Here is a 20,161-nt window from a genome sequence, read left to right on the forward strand (position 1 = left end):
TCCGTCGATTTCATGGCGGACCGGTGAAGCCATTCGCCGTCACGCCGAGAAAGCGGCCGGCACCATGCTCGCGAGCTGTTTCCATTCCTCCGATCTCTGCAGCACGACCGCACGGACGAGCGGCATGCAATGGGAGGGAATCGCCTCGGCGATCTCCTTCCATTGGGCCGGTCCCACCTCGGTGGCGAGGAGCATCCGCAGCAGCAGCCGCCCCGACTCGGTCGCCCGCAGCGACGGGTCACGCGCGAGCTTGCGCAGCATGACCACCGTCTCCACGGCCTCCCCCGCCCCGCGGCCCGGCCTCGTCTCGCCCCTTCGGCTGCTCCCCCCGGGCCTGCGGCGCGCCTCCCCCACCCGCCGGGCCTCCGCGTCCTGGTCCCGTGCCGGCGTCGTCGTGCCGCGCGGCCCGGCGCCGGACCTCTCCCTGGCGCGAAGCCGTTCCGGGATCGGATCCTGCCCGCGGCCGAGCCGCTCGCGTACGTCGCGGACCGTGCCCACCGAGAGCCCGGTCTTCCTGGACAGCTCGCGAAGGGAGATCTCCGAGTTGGCCGCCAGCAGGGCGGCCGCGCTGCGTCGCCCCTCGATGCTGCTGAGCGGCCTCGACCTGCCGTCGCGGCCCACGCGGGAGTGCTGGAGCCCCTCCTGCCCGTCGAGCCGGCGGCGAACCGTGGCGACGGTCTTCGCGCTCAGCCCCGTGCTCTCGGCCACCGCCCGGTCAGACCAGTGCGGATGCGAGGCGAGGATGCGCCGGGCCGCCTCCTTCCGTTCGTCGAGCGTCAGAGGCAGTCCGTGGCCCACGTTGAGCCGGACCGACAACACGAACGCGTCGGCCTCGCTTCCGTCGAAGAACCGGACCGCGATCTCGCTCCTCCCCTTCAGCACGGCGGCGCGCAACCGGTGCATGCCGTCGATCACACGCATCGTCGGCCGGTGCACGAGAAGCGGATCGAGGGCGCGATCCGTCTCCGCGAGCAGCCGGACATGTTCCGGGTCCTCACGTCGTTTGCGCGGCGAGAGCGAGGACGTGAGGTGGCGGACGGGGACGATCTCCCAGGGCAGGTGGCGCAGATCCGCCACGTCGGCAAGGCGGGTGGCGAGTACGCGATCGGCGTCGGCTGCGGTGTGAAGTGACACTGCGGGACCTTCCTTGAAGGAACAAGGGCGAGGCGATTTCTTCACAGGAGCTCAACTCGGGTTCAGCCTATGTTCCGGCCAATTGCGATGCCAGAGCAGCAGGGGGCCCATTCCTGGCAAGTTATTCATTGAATTCGATATCAACCGCGACGCCCCGTGCGGGACCGCGACGCGCCGTTCACGTGTCTCGATGCCGACATAAGGCGGAAATGCGCCGGATCGCATTGACCGCAAACTTCGCGGAGCCATCACCCGCGCTCAGGGGGCGACCCGTTCGGACGGATCCGCACGAGCCGAATCCGCGGGCCCGGACCACACGGCCGGGCCCCGCGCACGCATTTCAGCCTCAGCGGACGCCGATTTCGGTCGCGATCATCTATTTTCGGAACGGCGAGAAAGTATGGGCGGCCGCCATGAGGATAAGATGCACCTCGGACGGCGACCGGCCGGTGTGCCTCATGCCGGAGAGGCACCCCTCGGTGAGCCTTCCCGTCATGTAGGTTCAAACGAACCGGCAACAATAATCAGTACGGGCACTCAAGGCTCCTTGTCAAACCTGCGTTCGTCCTCTCACTCATACGACGAACCGCGACGGTGAAAGGTGACCGATGAACGACCAGGCCCAATTGGCCGAGCACTTCGACCGATCGCGAGGGCATCTGCGCGGCGTCGCGTTCCGCATGCTGGGCAGCGCCGACGAGGCCGACGACGCGGTGCAGGAGACCTGGCTGCGCGCCTCCCGCGCCGACTCCGGCTCGGTCGACAACATGACCGCCTGGCTGACGACGATCACCGGGCGGGTCTGCCTCGACATGCTGCGCTCGCGCACCCGCCGGCGTGAGGACCTCGCCGACCTCACCGAGCTCGACATGCTGGCTCCCCACGACGAGGCGGCCGACCCGGCGGACGAGGCGGTGCTCTCCGACTCCGTCGGTCTGGCCCTGCTGGTGGTCCTCGACACGCTCGGCCCCGCCGAGCGCGCCGCCTTCGTGTTGCACGACCTGTTCGCCGTGCCGTTCGACGAGATCGCCATGATCGTGGAACGCACTCCGGCGGCCGCCAAGAAGCTGGCGAGCCGGGCCCGCCGCCGGGTGCACGGCTCGGCCGACATCCCCTACGCCGACCTCGCCAGGCAGCGCGCGGTCGTGGACGCCTTCCTGGCCGCCTCCAGGGCGGGCGACCTCGACGCCCTGCTCGCGGTGCTGGCCCCCGACGTCGTCCGCCGGGCGGACTACGCGGCCCTGCGCGGGCAGGCCAAGGCGCCGGCGGAGGTGCGGGGCGCACGCGCCGTGGCCGAGGAGACGCGCACCAACATCCGCAGGGCCCGCTTCGCCTGGCCGGCTCTCGTCAACGGCGCCGTGGGTGCGGTGATCGCCCCGCGCGGACGCCTGCTGCTCGTCCTGGAGATCGGCGTCGTCGGCGATCGCATCGCGTCCATCGACGTCATCGGCGATCCCGAACGCCTGAAGGGGGTGCGGCTCGGCCTCGCCGACGTCCCGTCGCCGGTGGCGGCCCCGCCGTCCGAGCCCCGCCCGCTGTCGCATGCGGGGCGGGTGAGCGGCGGCGGTCACCGGGAGGCGTCGTGATCGTCAATCCGCGGCTCGCCGTGCTCTACGTCGGCGACCAGGGCAGGACCCTGGAGTTCCTCACGGGGACGCTCGGCTTCGAGCTCGCGGCCGACGTCCCCCTGGGCGACGGCCGGCGCTGGGTCGAGGTGCGCCCGCCGGGCGCGCAGACCTGCGTGGCGCTCGCCGCCGTCGAGCCGGAGATCCTGGAGGCGCTCCACGCCCGCGCGGGGCGGATGACCCACGGCTGGTTCGACTGCGACGATCTCGACGCCACGTGCCGGGACCTGCGGGCGCGGGGAGTGGAGATCGTCGTGGCGCCGCAGGCCACCCCCTGGCGGGAAAACGGCCGGTGGGCGCAGATCCGCGGCCACGACGGCAACCTGTACGGGCTGACGGAGCGGGGAGGCTGAACCGCGGGCGCGGGCGGCACAGCGCTCGGACGACACAGCGCTCGGACGACACAGCGCTCGCGTGGCACAGAGCGCGGGCGCAGGTGGCACAGCGCTCAGGTGGCACAGGGCGCGGGTGGCCCGGCGGGTGGTCAACTGTGTGTTTTCCTCAGATGCACGGCCCGCCCTCGGACGCACACGCCGCCCTGGCTGACACGGCCGCCCGGCTCCTCGGTGCCGCCGGCCCGTCAGAGGTGGGGAACCTCGCAGCGCACCTGCGCCTTCGCCCTGGCGTCGATTCCGCGCACTCCCTCCTCGGTGAGCCCGGTCACCGAGGCGATGTCGGCGTACGCGAGCCCGAACCCGTGGCGCAGCATGAAGACCGTCCGCTCCTCCTGGTCGAGCATGCCGAGGACGGTCGCGAGGGCCGCGGAGACCGACTCGGCCATCTTCAGATCGGGCTCGCCGCGCAGGGGCTCGGGCAGCCACGGGCCGATGTGCTCCTCGCCGTTGGCCTGGGCGGCCCGCAGGCGGGTGAGCGCCAGCACGGAGACCAGCCCGATGAGCGCGTCCGGGGAGCCCTCCGAAGGGTCACCCTGACCGGCCAGCCAGCGGGTGCGGGCCTCCTCGACCACGCGCGCGGCCTCCCCGGCGTCGCCGAGCATGCTGCGGGCCACCTCGTGGAGCAGCGCGGCGTGCTCCTCGAACGCCTGGGACGCGCGGCGCCGTTCTTCGGCCGGCCGTTCCGGATTACGCTCCATACACCCTCCTCGTAATCGTGGTCCGGCGTCCGGACCATAACGAACCGGTCCGGTGACTGGCCCCCGCCATTCGCCGGGAACACCTACAGGAACGGCGCCGACGAGCCCTGCGCCCCACGCTTCAGCGGTTTCTTCCCGACCCGCAACTTACACCCCGGAAACCGTTGCGCCCAGATTTGTTTTCCTCTCTCTCACCCTGCGGTCACGGCGAGACCCCGCTCGCCTTTCCCATCAAGACGAAGGCGGCCCGCGAAATGTGACACAGGAACGGCCGGTGAATTCTCGATGCAATCCCGATGTCACGTTCCGGCCCCCTGGAAACGTCTTTCTTTTGGCGGCCCGATTCGCGGACCCCCTCCGCGCCGCACCATCGCCGCCTCTCCCAGTCCGCACTTCGAGGGAGCATCTGATGGTCTTCACACCGGACGCCTCCTACACCGATCCCAGCGCGTGGCGGATCGCCATGGACGCCAGCGAGGGAACGCTGTCGATGACGACGTCGAAGGGGCCGCGGCTCCTGCACGAACTCCCCTGTTTCCACGGGTCCTTCTATCTGCGCCCCGCCGGGCTCCTGGCGGGGTTCACGCTGCAGTTGCCGCTGCCGGTCTACCCGTCGTGGCTGCAGGAGGACGAGGCGCCCGTGCTCTTCTGGGAGTCCGTCGACCTGGAGGCCCAGGACCCCCCGAACCAGGTCCTGGGGAACGCGCGGCTGCGGCTGGGCAGGCGGCAGGTCTCCGCGGGCGTGTCCGGCCTGTGCACGGAGGTCCCGGTCGGCCACTCCGGCCGCCCCTATCTGAAGATCGTGCTGGAGACCGTGTTCCCCTCGGTGAGCCTGCGCTGGCCGGTCGAGGCGTGGCAGCGGCTGCGGCCGGTGACGCTCAAGCTGCTCACCGAGATCCGTCCCGCCGACCCAGAGGAACCGCAGTGGCGGGTGCCGGAGCAGTGGGATCCCTGACCCGGCCCGGATCACGACGGCGCGGGCCCGGAGGAACCCTCCGGACCCGCCCGCACGAGAGCGGTCAGCGCGTCAGCGCGCGGCTCTGTCCCTCCGGCAGTGCTCCCTGTCCCTCCGGCAGTGCTCCCTGTCCCCGCGGGAGTGCGGCCTGCCCGTCCTCGTCGTGCGGATGACCGTTGACCGGTGGGATCTTCTCCCCGCCGTACGCTCTGGACATGCGCAGGCGCAGCCTGCCGAGCGGCCCGCGCAGCCCCTTGGGGGGCACGGTCTCGTCGTACGACAGCACCGGCACCGGTTCCCTGCCGCGCAGATGCGCCTCGATGTCCTCGGCCGGCCGCGAGTGGACTTCGACATACCCGCCGTTGGGCAGCCGCTTGATCACCCCCGATTCCACGCCGTGCGCGAGCACCGCGGCGTCGGAGCGCTGCAGCCCCAGGCAGACGCGGTAGGTGATCGCGTAGGCCAGGGCGGGCGCGACGAACACGAGGATCCGCCCGGCCCAGGTGGTCGTGTAGAGATCGACGCGGAAGTTGGCCGAGATGATGTCGTTGCCGCCGAACAGCCAGAGCACGCCGTAGAAGGCGATGACCGCCATGCCGATCGAGGTGCGGTGCGGATTGTTGCGCGGCCGGTCCGCGAGGTGGTGCTCGCGATGGTCACCGGTGATCCACCGTTCGACGAACGGGTAGAGCGCCATGCCGACGATGACGAAGCCCAGGGGCACCAGCGCCGGGATGACCACGCTGAGCGGGATCGTGCCCGCCTCGGCCGTGCCGAAGAGGTTGATCTCCCAGGCGGGCATGATGCGCAGCGCCCCTTCGAGGAAGGCCAGGTAGAAGTCGGGCTGCGAGCCGGCCGAGACGTCGGCCGGCGAGTACGGCCCGTACAGCCAGACGGGGTTGATCTGCGCGAACGTGCCGAGACCAGCGATCACGGCGAACGTGAACAGGAAGAACGCCCCCGACTTCGCCATGAAGGCCGGGTAGAAGGGCGCGCCGACCACGTTGCGGTTGGTGCGGCCCTTGCCCGGAAACTGGGTGTGCTTCTGCACCCACATGAGGATCAGGTGCGCGGTGACCAGCGCCAGGATCAGGCCGGGCAGAAGCAGGATGTGGATCGAATAGAAGCGGGAGATGACGTCCTCGCCCGGATACTCGCCTCCGAACAGGAAGAAGTTGAGGTAGGTGCCGACCACGGGCAGCCCGATGACCACGCCCTGGGTGACCCGCAGGCCCGCGCCGGACAGCAGGTCGTCGGGCAGCGAGTAGCCGGTCAGGCCCTCGAACAGCGCGATGGAGAGGATCACCACGCCGATGAGCCAGTTGAGCTCGCGCGGCTTGCGGTAGGCGCCGGTGAAGAAGACCCGCAGCGCGTGGGCCATCATGCCGCCGATGAAGACGAGGGCGGCCCAGTGGTGGATCTGCCGGATGAGCAGGCCGCCGCGGACCTCGAAGCTGAGCTTCAGCGTGGACGCGTACGCCTCGGACATCGTCACGCCCTTGAGCGGGGCGTACGTGCCGTCGTAGAGGATCTCCCCCATGCTCGGCTTGAACCAGAACGTCAGGAAGGTGCCCGTCAGCAGCAGGATGACGAACGAATACAGCGCGATCTCGCCGAGGAGGAACGACCAGTGGTCGGGGAAGATCTTGCGGATGTTGCGCCTGACGAAGCCGCCCGCGCCCAGGCGCTCGTCGAGGAAGGTTGCCGGCCCGGCGATGCGTCCGGGCACGGTTTTCATTGCACTCAAAAGTGGCCTCCGTTCTCCCTGGCCCGCGCCTCCGCGTCGCCGCGCTCCCAGTAGCCGGGACCGACGGGGGCGGGGAAGTCCCCCAGCGCGATGAGGTAGCCCTGTTCGTCGACGCCGATCGGCAGCTGCGGCAGCGGCCGGGCGGCGGGGCCGAAGACGACCCTGGCCCCGTCGGCGGCGTCGAAGGTGGACTGGTGGCACGGGCACAGGATGTGGTGGGTGGTCTGCTCGTACAGCGCCGCGGGGCAGCCCACGTGGGTGCAGATCTTGGAGTAGGCGACGATCCCGTCGTGGGTCCAGTTCGGGTTCGTGCGGGGCCCGAGCTCCTCGGGACGGAACTTGATGAGGATCACCGTCGCCTTGGCCAGGACGTTCAGGTCGTGTTCGTAGCCCTCCGGGACGACCGACAGGATGCCTCCGGGCGAGTTGAAGTCGGCGGCGCGGATCGGCTGGCCGCTGCCCTCGACGACGAGCCGCAGCGGCTTGCCGTCCTTGGTCTTCTCGCCCCAGACCGTGTGCGCCAGCCGCCGGTGGAGCCGCGCGCCGGGCGCGCCGCTGGTGTCGAGGTCGCGCAGCAGCACCAGCGGGGCCAGGCCCAGTGGCGCCGCCGCGAGCAGCAGCGTGCGGCGCAGCAGCCGGCGTTTGACGATGCCGCTCTCCCCCGCGCCTCGCACGAACGTGGCCGCGACCTCGGCCCGCACCTCCTCGGGCGAGGTCATGGGGTGACGCTGCTGGACCAGCTCGTACTTCGGCATGATCTGGCGCACCCAGATCACGATCCCCGCGGCCAGCGCGAGCAGCGCCAGGGTCAGCGCGCCGCCGAGCGCGACGTGCGAGGCGCCGGTCGCGCTCAGGCCGCCGACCTGGAACCGTACGTAGGCCACGAGGAAGGCCACGAGGGCGGCGAAGGCGAGCGTGAAGCACAGCGCCGCGATGCGCTCCGCCCTGCGCGCCTTCCGTTCGTCCTGCGGAACGACGCCGGGGACGGCGTGCTCCTCGCCGTGGGAGTCGGAAAAGGATGCGTCCGATAAGGGCGTGCCGATGACGCGCGCGGGTGCCCGCCGCTCCGGCCGCCCGTTCTCGTGCTCGTTGTCTGTCATGGGGAAAGTCGCTTCTCTCGCGGCCTGTCAGCCTGCGGCGGCACGGATATGCCTGTTCCTTCCGGGTCGCCGGCCCGCGCCGACGCCGCCGAGCTTGTCCTGATTGGCGATGATCCAGATCCGCGTGACGAGGCCGGCGCTGTCGACGTCGACCACGATGACGGCGATCGGCTCGCCCCCGGCGGTGATGAGCGCCGCGGGCCCGCCGTTGACGTCCACGATGGATCCGCTCCCGACGTCGCCGGTCGCCCCGGCCGCGGCGTCCGCGGGACGCAGCACCCGGCGCAGGCCGCACACGAGCAGCCGGGCGACCTTCGCCGCGCCCTCGACCGGGTTCCTGGCCACGCCGCGGCCGCCGTTCCCGTCGATGGACAGGGTGACCTCCGGGGCGAGCAGGTCGAGCAGCGCCCGCAGATCGCCGCCCAGGCAGGCGGCCAGGAAGCGCTCGGTCACCCGCCTGCGGACCTCACGATCCTGCTGGAAGCGGGGCCGCCGGGCCCGGACGTTCGAGCGGGCGCGGCGGGCGAGCTGCCGGACCGCGGTCTCCGACCGGCCGACCACCGCCGCGATCTCGGCGAAGGAGAACTCGAACGCCTCCCGCAGCACGAACACGACCCGCTCCAGCGGGGAGAGGGTCTCCATCACGACGAGCATGGCCATGGAGACCGAGTCCGCCCGCTCGGCGCCCTCCTCGGTCGCGGGCCCGGTCGGCAGCGGCTCGGGGAGCCACTGCCCCACGTACGCCTCCCTGCGGGCCTTCGCCCAGCGCAGACGGTCGAGGGCGAGCCTGGTCGTGACCTGGACGAGGAAGGACCGGGGGTCGGCGACGCGGGAGTGATCGACGCGGTCCCAGCGCAGCCACGCCTCCTGGACGATGTCCTCGGCGTCGGTCGCGCTGCCCAGCACCCGGTATGCCACCCCGAACAGCAGATCCCGGCTGCTTTCGAAACTGGCGACCGCGGTGGGCTCCCCCTGGGTCACGGCGGGCATCTGGCCTCCTTGTCTCCGCTCCCCTATAGAGACGTGCCGGATGCGCGAGACGTGACATGGAGGGCACCGGGCGCGCGGCCGCCCGAGATACACGCGGGGAATCTCCACACATCGTCCGTTTCGTGATGCTCACGGCTATTGACCGTCCAACACAGGCGGGTATAAACACATACGAAACAACATCGAAACGGCGGTGAACCAACACGATGTACGCGGAGGAGCGGCAGCAGGAGATCCTGCGGGCGGCCCGCGACGCCGGCCGGGTCGACGTGGTGACGCTGGCCGAGCGGTTCGGCGTCACGACGGAGACGATCCGCCGCGACCTGACCACGCTGGAGCGCGCGGGCGTCCTGCGGCGCGTGCACGGCGGCGCGATCCCGGTCGAGCGCCTGGGGTTCGAGCCCGCGCTGGCCGCCAGGGACGAGGTGATGACGGCCGAGAAGGAGCGCATCGCCAAAGCCGCCCTGGCCGAGCTCCCCGAGGACGGCTCCGTGGTCATCGACGCGGGCTCCACGACGAGCCGGCTCGTGCAGGCGCTGCCCCCGGACCGCGAGCTCACCGTCGTCGTGAACTCGCCTCCGCTGGCCACGCTGCTCGCGGCCCGCCCCAACCTGACCGTGCTCATGCTGGGCGGCCGGGTGCGCGGCCGGACGCTGGCGACCGTGGAAGACTGGGCCATCCAGCAGTTGTCGCAGCTCAACGTCGACGTGGCCTTCATGGCCACCAACGGCTGCTCGGTCGCCAAGGGCCTGACCACCCCCGACCCGGCCGAGGCGGCGATCAAGCGGGCGATGATCGCCTGCGCCGACCGCGCCGTCCTGCTGGCCGACCACACCAAGTTCTCCGGCACCTACCTGGCGCGCTTCGCCACGCTCGCCGAGATCGACGTCGTCATCACCGACACCGGGCTCGACCCCGACCAGGCCGCGGCGCTGGCCGCCGCCGGGCCGGAGGTGGTGCGGGCGTGATCCTCACCCTGACCCTCAACCCCAGCCTCGACCGCACGATCGAGGTCGGCGCGCTGACACGCGGGGCCGTCATCCGGGCGGCCGACACCCACCTCGATCCCGGCGGCAAGGGCGTCAACGTCTCACGTGCCCTGCTGGCCAACGACGTCCGGTCGTGCGCGGTCATCCCGTACGGCGGCAGCGAGGGGCGGCGGCTCCTCGACCTGCTGTCGGCCGAGGGCATCGACATGATCCCCGTGCCGGTCGAGGGTCCCACCAGATCCAACGTCGCGATCGCCGAGCCCGACGGCACCGTCACCAAGGTGAACGAGCCGGGCACCGCGCTGACCCCCGCCGAGCTCGACACGCTGGCGGGCGCCGTGCTCGACGCCGCCCGGTCGGCCGACTGGGTGGTCGCATCGGGCAGCCTCCCGCCCGGCGTGCCGGTGGACGTCTACGCCCGGCTGTGCCGCCGGTTCGCCGACGCCGGCATCAACCTGGCGGTCGACACGAGCGGTCCCGCCCTCGTGTGCGCGGTGAACGCCGGCCCCGCGCTCGTCAAGCCGAACCGCGACGAGCTCGCCGAGGCCACCGGCACGGCGATCACCTGCGTCGGCGACGTGCTCGACGCGGTCGGCAAGCTGCGCGCCATGGGCGCGCGGTCGGTCCTGACCAGCCTCGGGGCCGACGGCGCGCTGCTGGTCGAGGACGACGACCAGGTCTGGTACGGCGAGTGCGCGGTCGGGGAGCCGCGCAGCAGCGTGGGCGCGGGCGACGCCCTGCTGGCGGGCTTCCTCGCCGCGGGGGCCCGCGGCGGGACGGCCCTCGCCGAGGGCCTCGCCTGGGCCGGCGCGGCAGTCGGGCTGCCCGGCAGCCGGATGCCCGGCCCGGCCGACATCGATCGCACACACGTCCGGATCGGTCCCCCCGACCCGGCCCGGCAGCTCATACCCGGGGGATGAGCGCCACCCCCACCAACCGGCCAGCCAGGCCGGTCGCCCCCTGAAGGAGCACGTCAATGGCCACGCCCTATACCCCCACTGTCACCGGCACCGGTGTGCGGGCCACGATCCAGCGTTTCGGCGGCCATCTCGCCGGGATGATCATGCCCAATATCGGCGCCTTCATCGCCTGGGGTCTCATCACGGCCCTGTTCATCCCGACCGGGTGGCTGCCGAACAAGACACTCGCCGAGCTCGTCGGCCCGATCATCAGCACCCTCCTCCCCGTTCTCATCGGCTACACCGGCGGCCGGATGGTCCACGCCCAGCGCGGCGCGGTCGTCGGCGCCGTCGCCACGATGGGCGTGGTCGTCGGGGCGGACGTCCCGATGTTCCTCGGCGCGATGATCGTCGGCCCGCTGGCCGCGCTCATCCTCAAGTACGTCGACCGGTTCACCGCCGAGCGCACCAGGGCCGGCTTCGAGATGCTGGTCGACAACTTCACCGCCGGCATCGTCGGCGCCGTCATGGCGATCGCCGGCGTGCTCGCCATCGGCCCGATCGTGGAGAAGATCACCGAGGTGGCGGGCAGCGGCGTCGAGTGGCTCGTCACCCACTCGCTCCTGCCGATCGCCTCGGTCATCATCGAGCCGGCCAAGGTGCTGTTCCTCAACAACGCGATCAACCACGGCGTGCTCGGGCCGCTGGGCGTCGCCGAGTCGGTCAAGCACGGCAAGTCGATCCTGTTCATGCTGGAGTCCAACCCCGGCCCCGGCCTCGGCCTGCTGATCGCCTACCTGCTGTTCGGCCCGAGGTCGCTGCGTCCCAGCACCCCGGCCGCGATGATCATCCACTTCTTCGGCGGCATTCACGAGATCTACTTCCCGTACGTGCTGATGAAGCCGCGGCTGATCCTCGCGGTGATCGCCGGTGGCGCCTCGGGCGTGCTCACCTTCCTGGTCACCGGGGCGGGCCTGGTCGCGACGCCGTCGCCGGGCAGCATCTTCGCCTACATGGCCGTTACCCCGAAGGGCGGCTGGTTCGGCGTGATCGCGGGCATCGTGATCGCGACGGCCGTCTCCTTCGCCGTCGCCGCAGTGCTGCTGGGCTTCGGCCGCGCCAACGGCGACCGGGCGGACGACGCGGCGCGGGCCGCGACCCTCAATGACACCGACGACACCGGCGACACCGCCATCACGAGCGACGAAAACCGCGACACAACCGGCGAGACGGCGGCCGAGAACGTGCCCGCCACCAAGGAGGCGTAGAACCGTGCCGAGCATCGAGGGCAAGGACGTCCGCAAGCTCATCGTGGCCTGCGACGCGGGCATGGGCAGCAGCGTCATGCTGGCGAGCACGCTGCGCAAGCAGCTCAAGGGCACCCAGGTCAGCGTGGAGCACACCCCGGTCAACTCGATCCCCGGGGACGCCGACGTGATCGTGTGCCACACCGGGCTGGCCGACCGGGCCAGGGCGAGCGCGCCCGGCGTCGTGCTGGTGCCGTTCGAGGTCTTCATCGGCGACCCGGCCGTGACGCGGGTCGTCACCGCCATCAAGAACGGGGGCAGGATCGATGGCTGACCGGGCCGGCACGGCCCCGCTCCCCCTCGATCCCCGCGCCGTACGCACTGCCGCGACCGCGGCGGACGTCGAGGACGCCATCCGGCAGTGCGGCGCGGTCCTCCAGGAGGTCGGCGCCGTCGACGGGAGCTACATCGAGGCCATGCTCGAACGCGAGCGGTCGATCTCCACGTACGTCGGCGAGGGCGTCGCGATCCCGCACGGCACGCTGACCTCGAAGGAGGCGGTCCGCCACGACGCCATCTGCGTGCTGCGCTTCCCGGACGGCGTCGACTGGCACGGCGAGCACGTGACGGTGTGCGTCGGCATCGCGGCCCGCGGGGACGGCCACCTGCGGCTGCTGGCGGAGCTCGCCCAGATCCTGCTCGACCCGGACCGCGCCGCGGCCCTGCGCGCGGCCACCGAGGCCGACCAGGTCATCCAACTTCTGCAACCGGACGGAGAGGAAGACTCCGAGTGAAAGTCGCCCGTTTCCATGCTCCTGGGGACATCCGCCTGGAGGAGGTGCCCGAGCCCGTCGCCCGCCCCGGCGAAGTCAAGATCCGCGTACGCAACTGCTCGACGTGCGGCACGGACGTGAAGATCTACCGGTTCGGGCACCACCACATCAGGCCGCCCCGGGTGATGGGCCACGAGATCGCCGGAGAGATCGTGGAGATCGGCGAGGGCGTCACCGGCTGGAGCCCGGGCGACCGGGTGCAGGTGATCGCCGCGATCCCGTGCGGCCAGTGCGAGGAGTGCCGCCGGGGTCACCTCACGGTCTGCCCCGACCAGGAGTCGATGGGCTACCACTACGACGGCGGCTTCGCGCAGTACATGGTCGTGCCGGCCAAGGTGCTCGCCGTGGACGGGCTCAACCGCATCCCCGACGGCGTCGGGTTCGCCGAGGCGTCCCTCGCCGAGCCGCTCGCCTGCGTGCTCAACGGGCAGGAGCTGGCCCGCGTCGGCGAGGGCGACGACGTGGTCGTCGTCGGCTCGGGCCCGATCGGCTGCCTGCACGTGCGGTTGGCCCGCTCGCGCGGCGCGGCCCGGGTGTTCCTCGCCGATCTGAACGCCGAGCGCCTCGCCATGGCCGCCGATCTCGTACGGCCGGACGCGGCGATCTGCTCGGGCGAGACCGACCTCGTGGACGAGGTGCTCAAGCTGACCGGGGGCCGGGGCGCCGACGTGGTGATCACGGCGGCGGCCTCGGGTGCGGCCCAGCAGCAGGCGCTGCAGATGGCGGCGCGGCAGGGCCGGATCAGCTTCTTCGGCGGGCTGCCGAAGGACGACCCGATCATCGCCTGTGACTCCAACCTCGTGCACTATCGCGAGCTGACCATCGTCGGTGCCAACGGGTCGAGCCCGGCGCACAACGCCCGCGCCCTGCGGCTCATCGCCGAAGGCGCGGTGCCGGTCTCCGACCTGATCACCCATCGCCTCGGCCTGGACGAGGTCATGGACGCCATCGACGTCGTCGCCCGCGGCGCCGCCATCAAGGTCACCATCGAGCCCTGAGATCGAGCCCTGAGATCGAGCCCGGAAAACGAGCCCGGAAAACGAGCCCGGAAATCGATCTCTGAACCGAGTCCTGAGAGGAACGCGATGCCGGAAAGGACAGTGGCGGTCGCCTCGCGCTCCGGCCTGCACGCCCGACCCGCCAAGATCTTCGTCGAGGCGGCGGCGCGGCAGACGGTGCCCGTACGCATCCGTGTGGGCGGCGGAAAGGCCGTCCCCGCCAACAGCATGCTGGGCGTGCTGACCCTCGGCGCCGAGCACGGCACCGAGGTAACCCTGGAGGCCGAGGGCCCGGGAGCGGAGGAGGCCCTCGCCGCCCTCGCGGACCTGCTGTCCCGCGACCTCGACGCCGAAGGAGCCGCGGGAGCCGCCTGACCGATCGCCGGACCACCCGGCCGGTCGCCGTAGATGCCACGGACGCCGGGCCACCTGACCGATCGCCACAGACCCCGGCGTCGGCGGCGGGCTCGGCGCGCATCGAGCCGGGATCGCCGTTGCCGCGCGAGCCGCCCCGTGCCGTCCGACCCGTGCCGTCCGACCGGTGCCGCCTGACGAGTGCCGCCTGACGAGTGCCGGCGGTCAGGGAGCGACGGCGCGGGCGACGCACTCGCGCAGGAGTGCCCGGCGGCGCTCGTGGTCGGCGGCGGGCTCATCCGCGGTGGCGACGTAGACGCTGCTCGTCGGGGACCAGGCACAGGCCATGGCGATGACCAGGGTCAGCAGGTCGGAGGGGTCGCCCTGGCGGAGCCGTCCAGCGGCCTGGGCGGCGGCGATGGCGGCGAGCTTCGGCTCGTCGCCGGAAGGATCGGCGAGGCGTCCCGTCGGACGTCGTTCCAGCCGCAGCCAGGCCACGAGGCGGACCAGTTCGGGATGGCGCAGGTTCTCGTCGTACATCCGCACGGCCCAGCCGGGCAGGTCGTCGGCGTCGAATTCGACGGCGTCCATGAGCCGGTCGGCGCGGTCGGCGATCACCCGCGGCGACGCCCGCTACCGCTTCGTGCTCGACCTGTCCGACCTCGACCGGCCCGCCCACTCATAACGGCGACGGCCGTCGCCGCCGCGCTCCCCTTTCGTGGACACTGGAGGGCGGAAGGGAGGCGCGGGCGATGACGGCGGCGGAAACCGGCGGGCACGACGGGCCCTGCTACCTGCGCCGGCGGCCCGCGCCCGCGCTGCGTCCGCTGGTCGCGTGGTACAGCGGCTACCGCGAGGCCGGAGTCCCGCCGGCCACGCACCGCGGCCTGCCGTCGCCCTACCTGACGATGATCGTCACGCTCGACGACCCGCTCGTCGTCGCGGCGCACCCCGATCCGCGCACCCCGCCCGGGTCGTACGACACGCTGGTCGGCGGCCTGCACACCACCCCCGCGCTGATCACGCACGACGGGCGGCAGTCGGGCGTTCAGCTCGCGCTGACGCCGCTCGGCGCACGGGCCCTGCTCGGGCTGCCGGCCGGGGAGCTGTCCGGGCTCGACCTCGACGGCGGCGAGGTGCTCGGCAGGCTCGCGGGCGAGCTGCGCGAACGTCTGCTGGAGGCGCCCGGCTGGGACGAGCGCTTCGCGGTCCTCGACGCGGTCCTGTCCCGGCAGGCCCGCCCCACCCGGGCGCACCCGGCCGAGGTGGCGCGGGCCTGGCGGCGGATGCTCACCACCGGCGGGCAGGTCACCGTGTCCGGTCTCGCCCGCGAGACCGGCTGGAGCGCCAGGCACCTCAACGGCCGGTTCCGGGAGGAGATCGGCCTGTCCCCCAAGGAGGCGGCGCGGGTCGTACGGTTCGACCGGGCCCGCCGTCTGATCCAGCGGGCGGCGGCGTCCGGGCGGCGGCTCACCCTGGCCGACGCCGCGGCCGCGTGCGGGTTCTACGACCAGGCGCATCTCGCCCGCGAGTTCGGCGCCCTCGCCGGGTGCTCCCCCAGCCGGTGGCTGGCCGAAGACGGCGTGCAGTTCCGAAACGTACAAGCCGGGCAGGGGGACGGCTCGCCAGACTCGGTGGCATGAACGACACCACACCGGCACCACAGGTCTGGCCCACGCTGCGGGCCAGGGACGCACGCGCCCTGATCGCCTTCCTCGCCGAGGCGTTCGGTTTCGAGGAGACCGCCGTCTACGGCGAGGGCGACCGGGTCGACCACGCCCAGCTCTCCTGGCCGCACGGCGGCGGGATCATGCTGGGCTCGGTCCGGGACACGCCCGACGACAAGTGGAACCTCACGCCCGGCTCGTTCGGCGCGTACGCCGTGACCGACGATCCGGACGCGTTGTTCGCGCGGGCGACGGCGGCGGGGGCGCGGGTCGTCCAGGAACTGCACGACACCGATTACGGCTCCCGCGAGTTCGCCGTACGCGACATCGAGGACAACCTCTGGTCGTTCGGCACCTACCGCGGCGAGCCGCGGAAGGGAACCGCCACGGGGTGAGGCACTGCACCGCCTCCGAGGGCCGCCTCCCAGGGCGGCCCTCCAGGGCGGCCCTCCAGGGCGGCCCTCCAGGGCGGCCCTCCAGGGCGGCCTTCCAGGGCTCCGGCGGTGCGCGGGACGGACCGTGCCCACCGCCGGAAGCCCACGGCCACCGGCACGAATACCCCGACAAAAAGCGGAAAGGGGAGTCTTGAAGAGGAAAAACACCTCATTTGAGATCAAATAGCGAGAGGAGCCGTCCCATGACGGACGTGTCGAGCAAGGGACCGGAGCCCGGAGACGAGCGCCCGGTGCTGACCAACCGTCAAGGGCACCCGGTCTACGACAACCAGAACCAGCGGACGGTCGGCGCGCGCGGCCCGGCCACTCTCGAGAACTACCAGTTCCTGGAGAAGATCAGTCACTTCGACCGGGAGCGCATCCCGGAACGGGTGGTGCACGCGCGCGGCACGACGTCGTACGGCTCCTTCGAGGCGTACGGCAGGTGGGGCGACGAGCCGATCTCCCGGTTCACCAGGGCGAAGCTGTTCCAGGAGGCCGGCAAGCGCACCGACGTCGCGGTGCGGTTCTCGACCGTGATCGGTGGGCGCGACTCCTCCGAGTGCGCCCGCGACCCGCGCGGCTTCGCCGTGAAGTTCTACACCGAGGACGGCAACTGGGACCTCGTCGGGAACAACCTCGCGGTGTTCTTCATCCGCGACGCCATCAAGTTTCCCGACGTGATCCACGCGCTGAAGCCCGACCCGGTCACGTTCCGGCAGGAGGCGAACCGGATCTTCGACTTCATGTCGCAGACGCCCGAGAGCATGCACATGCTCGTCAACCTGTTCAGCCCGCGGGGCATCCCGGCGGACTACCGGCACATGCAGGGCTTCGGGGTGAACACCTACAGGTGGGTCAACGAGCAGGGCGACACCATGCTCGTGAAGTATCACTGGATGCCCAAGCAGGGGGTCAGGAGCATGACGGCCGAGGACGCCGCGCGCATCCAGGCCCACGAGCTGGGTCACGCCACGAAGGACCTGCACGACGCCATCGAGCGCGGCGACTATCCGGAGTGGGAGCTGCTCGTCCAGATGATGAGCGACGACGAGCACCCCGAGCTGGACTTCGACCCGCTCGACGACACCAAGGTCTGGCCGGAGGAGATCTTCCCGGCCAAGCCGGTCGGCCGGATGGTCCTCGACCGCAACGTGGACAACGTCTTCGCCGAGAACGAGCAGATCTCGTTCGGCACCGGCGTCCTCGTCGACGGACTGGACTTCTCCGACGACAAGATGCTGGTGGGCCGCACGTTCTCCTACAGCGACACCCAGCGCTACCGCGTCGGGCCGAACTACCTGCAGTTGCCGGTCAACCAGGCCAGGAACGCCGACGTGCGGACCAACCAGCGCGACGGCTTCATGACCTACCACCAGGACCGGGCGGGCGAGAACCCGCACGTCAACTACGAGCCGTCCATCACCGGCGGGCTGCGCGAGGGGCAGGGCCCGGCACACGACGAGCAGGGCCCGCAGATCATCGGCAGGCTCACCCGCAAGCGCATCCCGCGGACCAACGACTACAAGCAGGCGGGCCAGCGCTACCTGCTCATGGAGCAGTGGGAGCGCGACGACCTGGTGGAGAACCTGACCGCCAAGCTGTCGGAGTGCGACCGGCCCATCCAGGAGCGCATGGTCTGGCACTTCCTGCTGGTCGAGGACGACCTCGGGCTGCGCGTCGGCGAGGGGCTCGGCATCACGCCGGACGACGTCAAGCACCTGGAGCCGCTCGCGAGCCAGGACCTGACCGACGAGGACAGGGAGCGCCTGGCCAACCTCGGCAAGAACGGCCCACGCGACGTCTCGGGCCTGAAGATGACGCACTGCGTCCCCGACGAGCGGGCCACCGTACCCGCCGCCTGAGACCGGCTGTGCAGGACCAGGGCCCGGCCCGGAGGTTCCGAGCCGGGCCCTGGCACGTCCGCACCCGCGTGGCCGCTACCCTACGGGAAGGCTGCGATGTTGAGGAGTGTGCGACTATGCGCGTTATTGACGCTTTCCGTGCGGCGTACGGCGGCGAGCCCGCCGGGGTCTGGCACGCGCCCGGCAGGGTCAACCTGATCGGGGAGCACACCGACTACAACGACGGCTTCGTGCTGCCGTTCGCGGTGCCGTGGGGCGTCACCGCGGCCGTCGGCCCCCGCGATGACCTCACCGTCCGGATCTCCTCGCTCCAGGCCCCCGGCCAGGCGCAGGTGCTGGAGGACATCGAGCGGGCCGAGGGCTGGGCCCGCTACCCCGCCGGGGTCGTCGCGACCCTGCGCGGCGCCGGGCTGCCGGTGCGCGGCGCCGACATCGTGATCGACGGCGACGTGCCCAAGGGCGCCGGGCTGTCCTCCAGCGCGGCGCTGGAGGTCTCCGTCGCGCTCGCCCTGAACGACCTGTACGGCCTGGGCCTTGAGCCGATGGAGCTGGCCAGGCTGTGCCAGAAGGCCGAGAACGAGTTCGTCGGCATGCCGTGCGGGATCATGGACCAGGCGGCCTCGGTGCTGAGCAAGGAGGGGCACGCGCTGTTCCTCGACTGCCGCTCGCTGGCCGGCCGCGCCGTGCCGTTCGACCTGTCGGCGTACGGCATGCAGATCCTCATCATCAACACCGGCGTGCACCACGAGCTGGCCGACGGGCAGTACGCCAAGCGGCGCCAGGACTGCGAGAACGCGGCCAAGCACCTCGGCGTCCCGTCGCTGCGGGACATCACCGACCTCGCCGCGGCCCTGGCGAAGCTCAGCGGCGACGAGCGGGCCCGCACCCAGCACGTCGTCACCGAGAACCACCGCGTCGAGGCCGTCATCGGGCTGCTGCGCGCGGGAGCCGTACAGGAGATCGGCGCCCTGCTGAACGCCTCGCACCTGTCCCTCCGGGACCAGTACGAGGTCTCCTGCCCGGAGCTCGACGTGGCGGTGGAGGGCGCGATCAAGGGCGGCGCGCGCGGGGCGCGGATGACCGGCGGCGGCTTCGGCGGCTCGGCCATCGCGCTCGTCGCCGACGACCGGGTGGACCGGGTGCGCTCCACCGTGGAACAGGCCTACGCCGGGCGCGGCTGGGCCGCGCCGACGTTCCTGCCGGCCACCCCGGCGGCCGGCGCCCACCGCGTCCGCTGACGCCCGATCAGACCGGGAACGATCAGACCGGGAACGATCAGACCGGGGACGATCAGGCAGGGGACGATCAGGCAGGGGACGATCAGACCAGGGCGGTCAGGCAGGGGACGATCAGGCAGGGGACGATCAGACCAGGGCGGTCAGGCAGGGGACGATCAGGCAGGGGACGATCAGGCAGGGGACGATCAGACCAGGGCGGTCAGGCAGGGGACGATCAGGCCAGGGGCGGGAAGTCCGGCGGCCGGCGTTCGAGGAAGCTCGCCACTCCCTCGGCGAAGTCCGGCCGCCGGAACGACTCCGTCATCAGCCGCACGGCCTCGTCCCTGGCCTCGTCGAGTCCCGCCTGCCAGCCGCCCCAGATCTGCCGCTTGATGATCGCCATCGAGGCGGGCGAACACTGGGTGGCCAGCTCCTTCGCGTACGCGACCGCCTCGGCGAGCAGCCGCTCCCCCGGCACCGCGCGTACGGCGAGGCCCATGGCGCACGCCTCCGCGCCGGTGAAGACCCGGCCGGACAGCAGCAGGTCCATCGCCCGCGCCTGCCCGGCCAGCCGGGGCAGGATCCAGCCGAGGCCATACTCGGCGACGAGGCCGCGCCGGGAGAACGCCGTCGTCCACTTGGCGTCGTCGGCGGTCACGACCACGTCGCAGACGAGCGCGTGGACCATCCCCAGGCCGGCGCACGCGCCGTTGACCGCCGCGACCACCGGCGTGCGCAGGGTGGTGGGGAACGTGTTGGGCCGGGGATCCTGCTCGTCTGCGTACTCGCCGGACTGGATGGCCGTCAGGTCGGCGAAGTCGGCCCCGGCGCAGAAGCCCTTCCCCGCGCCGGTCACCACGATCGCCCGTACGGACGGGTCGCGGTCGGCCTCCTCCAGCAGGTCGAAGTAGCGCCGTCCCATCTCGGCGGTCCAGGCGTTCAGCCGTTCGGGCCGGTTGAACGTCAGGATCCGCACGCCCCCGTCGTCCTCGGACAGCACCACCATCGCACGCA

General features: G+C 71.6%; 21 protein-coding genes. 14 read left to right on the forward strand and 7 right to left on the reverse strand.

All coding sequences use genetic code 11. The annotated features are described in order from the left end of the window. Window positions 1-39: 39 nt before the first annotated feature. Window positions 40-1,134, reverse strand: a complete 1,095-nt coding sequence (locus HCK04_RS24595; RefSeq protein ID WP_260617393.1) for a ParB N-terminal domain-containing protein — start codon at window positions 1,132-1,134, stop codon at window positions 40-42. Window positions 1,135-1,742: 608 nt separating this feature from the next. Between HCK04_RS24595 and HCK04_RS24600 the strand changes: the two genes are divergently transcribed. Both HCK04_RS24600 and HCK04_RS24605 read left to right on the forward strand, forming a co-directional pair. Then, the gene (locus tag HCK04_RS24600) at window positions 1,743-2,720 is read left to right on the forward strand and encodes a sigma-70 family RNA polymerase sigma factor (RefSeq protein WP_142649759.1); all 978 of its coding nucleotides are present in this window, start codon (window positions 1,743-1,745) and stop codon (window positions 2,718-2,720) included. After that, the gene (locus HCK04_RS24605) at window positions 2,717-3,112 is read left to right on the forward strand and encodes a VOC family protein (RefSeq protein ID WP_142649760.1); all 396 of its coding nucleotides are present in this window, start codon (window positions 2,717-2,719) and stop codon (window positions 3,110-3,112) included. Before HCK04_RS24600 ends, HCK04_RS24605 begins: the two co-directional genes overlap by 4 nt. 227 nt (window positions 3,113-3,339) lie before the next feature. On the opposite strand, the gene HCK04_RS24610 is transcribed toward HCK04_RS24605, so the two are convergent. Then, window positions 3,340-3,852, reverse strand: coding sequence for a sigma factor-like helix-turn-helix DNA-binding protein (locus tag HCK04_RS24610; protein WP_168066230.1), 513 nt, complete (start codon window positions 3,850-3,852; stop codon window positions 3,340-3,342). Window positions 3,853-4,261: 409 nt separating this feature from the next. Here HCK04_RS24610 and HCK04_RS24615 point away from each other — a divergent pair, with 409 nt between their 5' ends. Beyond that, entirely contained in the window at window positions 4,262-4,807 is a 546-nt protein-coding gene (locus HCK04_RS24615) for a hypothetical protein (protein WP_142649761.1), read from the forward strand. A gap of 64 nt (window positions 4,808-4,871) precedes the next feature. On the opposite strand, the gene HCK04_RS24620 is transcribed toward HCK04_RS24615, so the two are convergent. From HCK04_RS24620 to sigJ, 3 genes are read right to left on the reverse strand one after another with little or no spacing between them, the layout of a single operon-like run. Beyond that, a complete protein-coding gene (locus HCK04_RS24620; RefSeq protein WP_142649762.1) occupies window positions 4,872-6,545 on the reverse strand; it encodes a ubiquinol-cytochrome c reductase cytochrome b subunit in 1,674 nt (557 codons plus the stop codon). A 5-nt stretch (window positions 6,546-6,550) separates the two neighbouring features. Continuing rightward, a complete protein-coding gene (locus HCK04_RS24625; RefSeq protein WP_142649763.1) occupies window positions 6,551-7,654 on the reverse strand; it encodes a ubiquinol-cytochrome c reductase iron-sulfur subunit in 1,104 nt (367 codons plus the stop codon). A 27-nt stretch (window positions 7,655-7,681) separates the two neighbouring features. Further along, window positions 7,682-8,644: an RNA polymerase sigma factor SigJ gene (gene sigJ / locus HCK04_RS24630; RefSeq protein ID WP_142649764.1), complete on the reverse strand. Its 963-nt coding sequence runs from the start codon at window positions 8,642-8,644 to the stop codon at window positions 7,682-7,684. Window positions 8,645-8,850: 206 nt separating this feature from the next. Here sigJ and HCK04_RS24635 point away from each other — a divergent pair, with 206 nt between their 5' ends. From HCK04_RS24635 to HCK04_RS24665, 7 genes are all read left to right on the forward strand, one after another. Continuing rightward, entirely contained in the window at window positions 8,851-9,612 is a 762-nt protein-coding gene (locus HCK04_RS24635) for a DeoR/GlpR family DNA-binding transcription regulator (protein ID WP_142649765.1), read from the forward strand. Beyond that, a complete protein-coding gene (pfkB, locus tag HCK04_RS24640) occupies window positions 9,609-10,553 on the forward strand; it encodes a 1-phosphofructokinase (RefSeq protein ID WP_142649766.1) in 945 nt (314 codons plus the stop codon). The genes HCK04_RS24635 and pfkB overlap by 4 nt, the downstream gene beginning before the upstream one ends. A 56-nt stretch (window positions 10,554-10,609) precedes the next feature. Then, entirely contained in the window at window positions 10,610-11,800 is a 1,191-nt protein-coding gene (locus HCK04_RS24645) for a PTS mannitol transporter subunit IICB (RefSeq protein ID WP_142649767.1), read from the forward strand. Between the two features lie 4 nt (window positions 11,801-11,804). Beyond that, window positions 11,805-12,113, forward strand: a complete 309-nt coding sequence (locus tag HCK04_RS42710; protein WP_142649768.1) for a PTS lactose transporter subunit IIB — start codon at window positions 11,805-11,807, stop codon at window positions 12,111-12,113. Next, a complete protein-coding gene (locus HCK04_RS24655) occupies window positions 12,106-12,573 on the forward strand; it encodes a PTS sugar transporter subunit IIA (protein ID WP_142649769.1) in 468 nt (155 codons plus the stop codon). The genes HCK04_RS42710 and HCK04_RS24655 overlap by 8 nt, the downstream gene beginning before the upstream one ends. Beyond that, entirely contained in the window at window positions 12,570-13,610 is a 1,041-nt protein-coding gene (locus HCK04_RS24660) for a zinc-dependent dehydrogenase (RefSeq protein ID WP_142649770.1), read from the forward strand. Before HCK04_RS24655 ends, HCK04_RS24660 begins: the two co-directional genes overlap by 4 nt. Window positions 13,611-13,697: 87 nt before the next feature. Then, complete coding sequence (locus HCK04_RS24665) at window positions 13,698-13,985, forward strand: HPr family phosphocarrier protein (RefSeq protein WP_142649771.1); 288 nt, start codon at window positions 13,698-13,700, stop codon at window positions 13,983-13,985. 204 nt (window positions 13,986-14,189) lie between these two features. Here HCK04_RS24665 and HCK04_RS24670 read toward each other — a convergent pair whose 3' ends face one another. After that, window positions 14,190-14,555, reverse strand: a complete 366-nt coding sequence (locus HCK04_RS24670; protein WP_142649772.1) for a hypothetical protein — start codon at window positions 14,553-14,555, stop codon at window positions 14,190-14,192. Between the two features lie 161 nt (window positions 14,556-14,716). Here HCK04_RS24670 and HCK04_RS24675 point away from each other — a divergent pair, with 161 nt between their 5' ends. The 4 genes from HCK04_RS24675 to galK all read left to right on the forward strand — a co-directional run bounded on the left by HCK04_RS24675 (window position 14,717) and on the right by galK (window position 19,168). After that, the gene (locus HCK04_RS24675) at window positions 14,717-15,607 is read left to right on the forward strand and encodes a helix-turn-helix domain-containing protein (protein WP_142649773.1); all 891 of its coding nucleotides are present in this window, start codon (window positions 14,717-14,719) and stop codon (window positions 15,605-15,607) included. Then, window positions 15,604-16,026: a VOC family protein gene (locus HCK04_RS24680; RefSeq protein WP_142649774.1), complete on the forward strand. Its 423-nt coding sequence runs from the start codon at window positions 15,604-15,606 to the stop codon at window positions 16,024-16,026. The genes HCK04_RS24675 and HCK04_RS24680 overlap by 4 nt, the downstream gene beginning before the upstream one ends. 242 nt (window positions 16,027-16,268) lie before the next feature. Beyond that, the gene (locus HCK04_RS24685; RefSeq protein WP_142649775.1) at window positions 16,269-17,930 is read left to right on the forward strand and encodes a catalase; all 1,662 of its coding nucleotides are present in this window, start codon (window positions 16,269-16,271) and stop codon (window positions 17,928-17,930) included. A 116-nt stretch (window positions 17,931-18,046) separates the two neighbouring features. Then, window positions 18,047-19,168 carry a galactokinase gene (gene galK / locus HCK04_RS24690; RefSeq protein ID WP_142649776.1) on the forward strand — a complete coding sequence of 374 codons (1,122 nt, stop codon included), beginning with the start codon at window positions 18,047-18,049 and terminating at the stop codon, window positions 19,166-19,168. Window positions 19,169-19,382: 214 nt separating this feature from the next. Here galK and HCK04_RS24695 read toward each other — a convergent pair whose 3' ends face one another. Beyond that, complete coding sequence (locus tag HCK04_RS24695) at window positions 19,383-20,153, reverse strand: enoyl-CoA hydratase-related protein (protein ID WP_142649777.1); 771 nt, start codon at window positions 20,151-20,153, stop codon at window positions 19,383-19,385. Window positions 20,154-20,161 lie beyond the last annotated feature (8 nt).

The organism is Microbispora sp. CL1-1 (assembly GCF_012034195.1).
Classification (GTDB): domain Bacteria; phylum Actinomycetota; class Actinomycetes; order Streptosporangiales; family Streptosporangiaceae; genus Microbispora.

Coding starts and splice junctions, on each gene's coding strand:
- HCK04_RS24685 (WP_142649775.1), top strand. CDS start 16,269: ATGACGGACGTGTCGAGCAAGGGACCGGAGCCCGGAGACGAGCGCCCG.
- HCK04_RS24675 (WP_142649773.1), top strand. CDS start 14,717: ATGACGGCGGCGGAAACCGGCGGGCACGACGGGCCCTGCTACCTGCGC.
- HCK04_RS24680 (WP_142649774.1), top strand. CDS start 15,604: ATGAACGACACCACACCGGCACCACAGGTCTGGCCCACGCTGCGGGCC.
- sigJ (WP_142649764.1), bottom strand. CDS start 8,644: ATGCCCGCCGTGACCCAGGGGGAGCCCACCGCGGTCGCCAGTTTCGAA.
- HCK04_RS24695 (WP_142649777.1), bottom strand. CDS start 20,153: ATGGTGGTGCTGTCCGAGGACGACGGGGGCGTGCGGATCCTGACGTTC.
- HCK04_RS24615 (WP_142649761.1), top strand. CDS start 4,262: ATGGTCTTCACACCGGACGCCTCCTACACCGATCCCAGCGCGTGGCGG.
- HCK04_RS24620 (WP_142649762.1), bottom strand. CDS start 6,545: ATGAAAACCGTGCCCGGACGCATCGCCGGGCCGGCAACCTTCCTCGAC.
- HCK04_RS24645 (WP_142649767.1), top strand. CDS start 10,610: ATGGCCACGCCCTATACCCCCACTGTCACCGGCACCGGTGTGCGGGCC.
- HCK04_RS24665 (WP_142649771.1), top strand. CDS start 13,698: ATGCCGGAAAGGACAGTGGCGGTCGCCTCGCGCTCCGGCCTGCACGCC.
- HCK04_RS24625 (WP_142649763.1), bottom strand. CDS start 7,654: ATGACAGACAACGAGCACGAGAACGGGCGGCCGGAGCGGCGGGCACCC.
- HCK04_RS24635 (WP_142649765.1), top strand. CDS start 8,851: ATGTACGCGGAGGAGCGGCAGCAGGAGATCCTGCGGGCGGCCCGCGAC.
- HCK04_RS24610 (WP_168066230.1), bottom strand. CDS start 3,852: ATGGAGCGTAATCCGGAACGGCCGGCCGAAGAACGGCGCCGCGCGTCC.
- HCK04_RS24655 (WP_142649769.1), top strand. CDS start 12,106: ATGGCTGACCGGGCCGGCACGGCCCCGCTCCCCCTCGATCCCCGCGCC.
- HCK04_RS24600 (WP_142649759.1), top strand. CDS start 1,743: ATGAACGACCAGGCCCAATTGGCCGAGCACTTCGACCGATCGCGAGGG.
- HCK04_RS24670 (WP_142649772.1), bottom strand. CDS start 14,555: ATGGACGCCGTCGAATTCGACGCCGACGACCTGCCCGGCTGGGCCGTG.
- galK (WP_142649776.1), top strand. CDS start 18,047: ATGCGCGTTATTGACGCTTTCCGTGCGGCGTACGGCGGCGAGCCCGCC.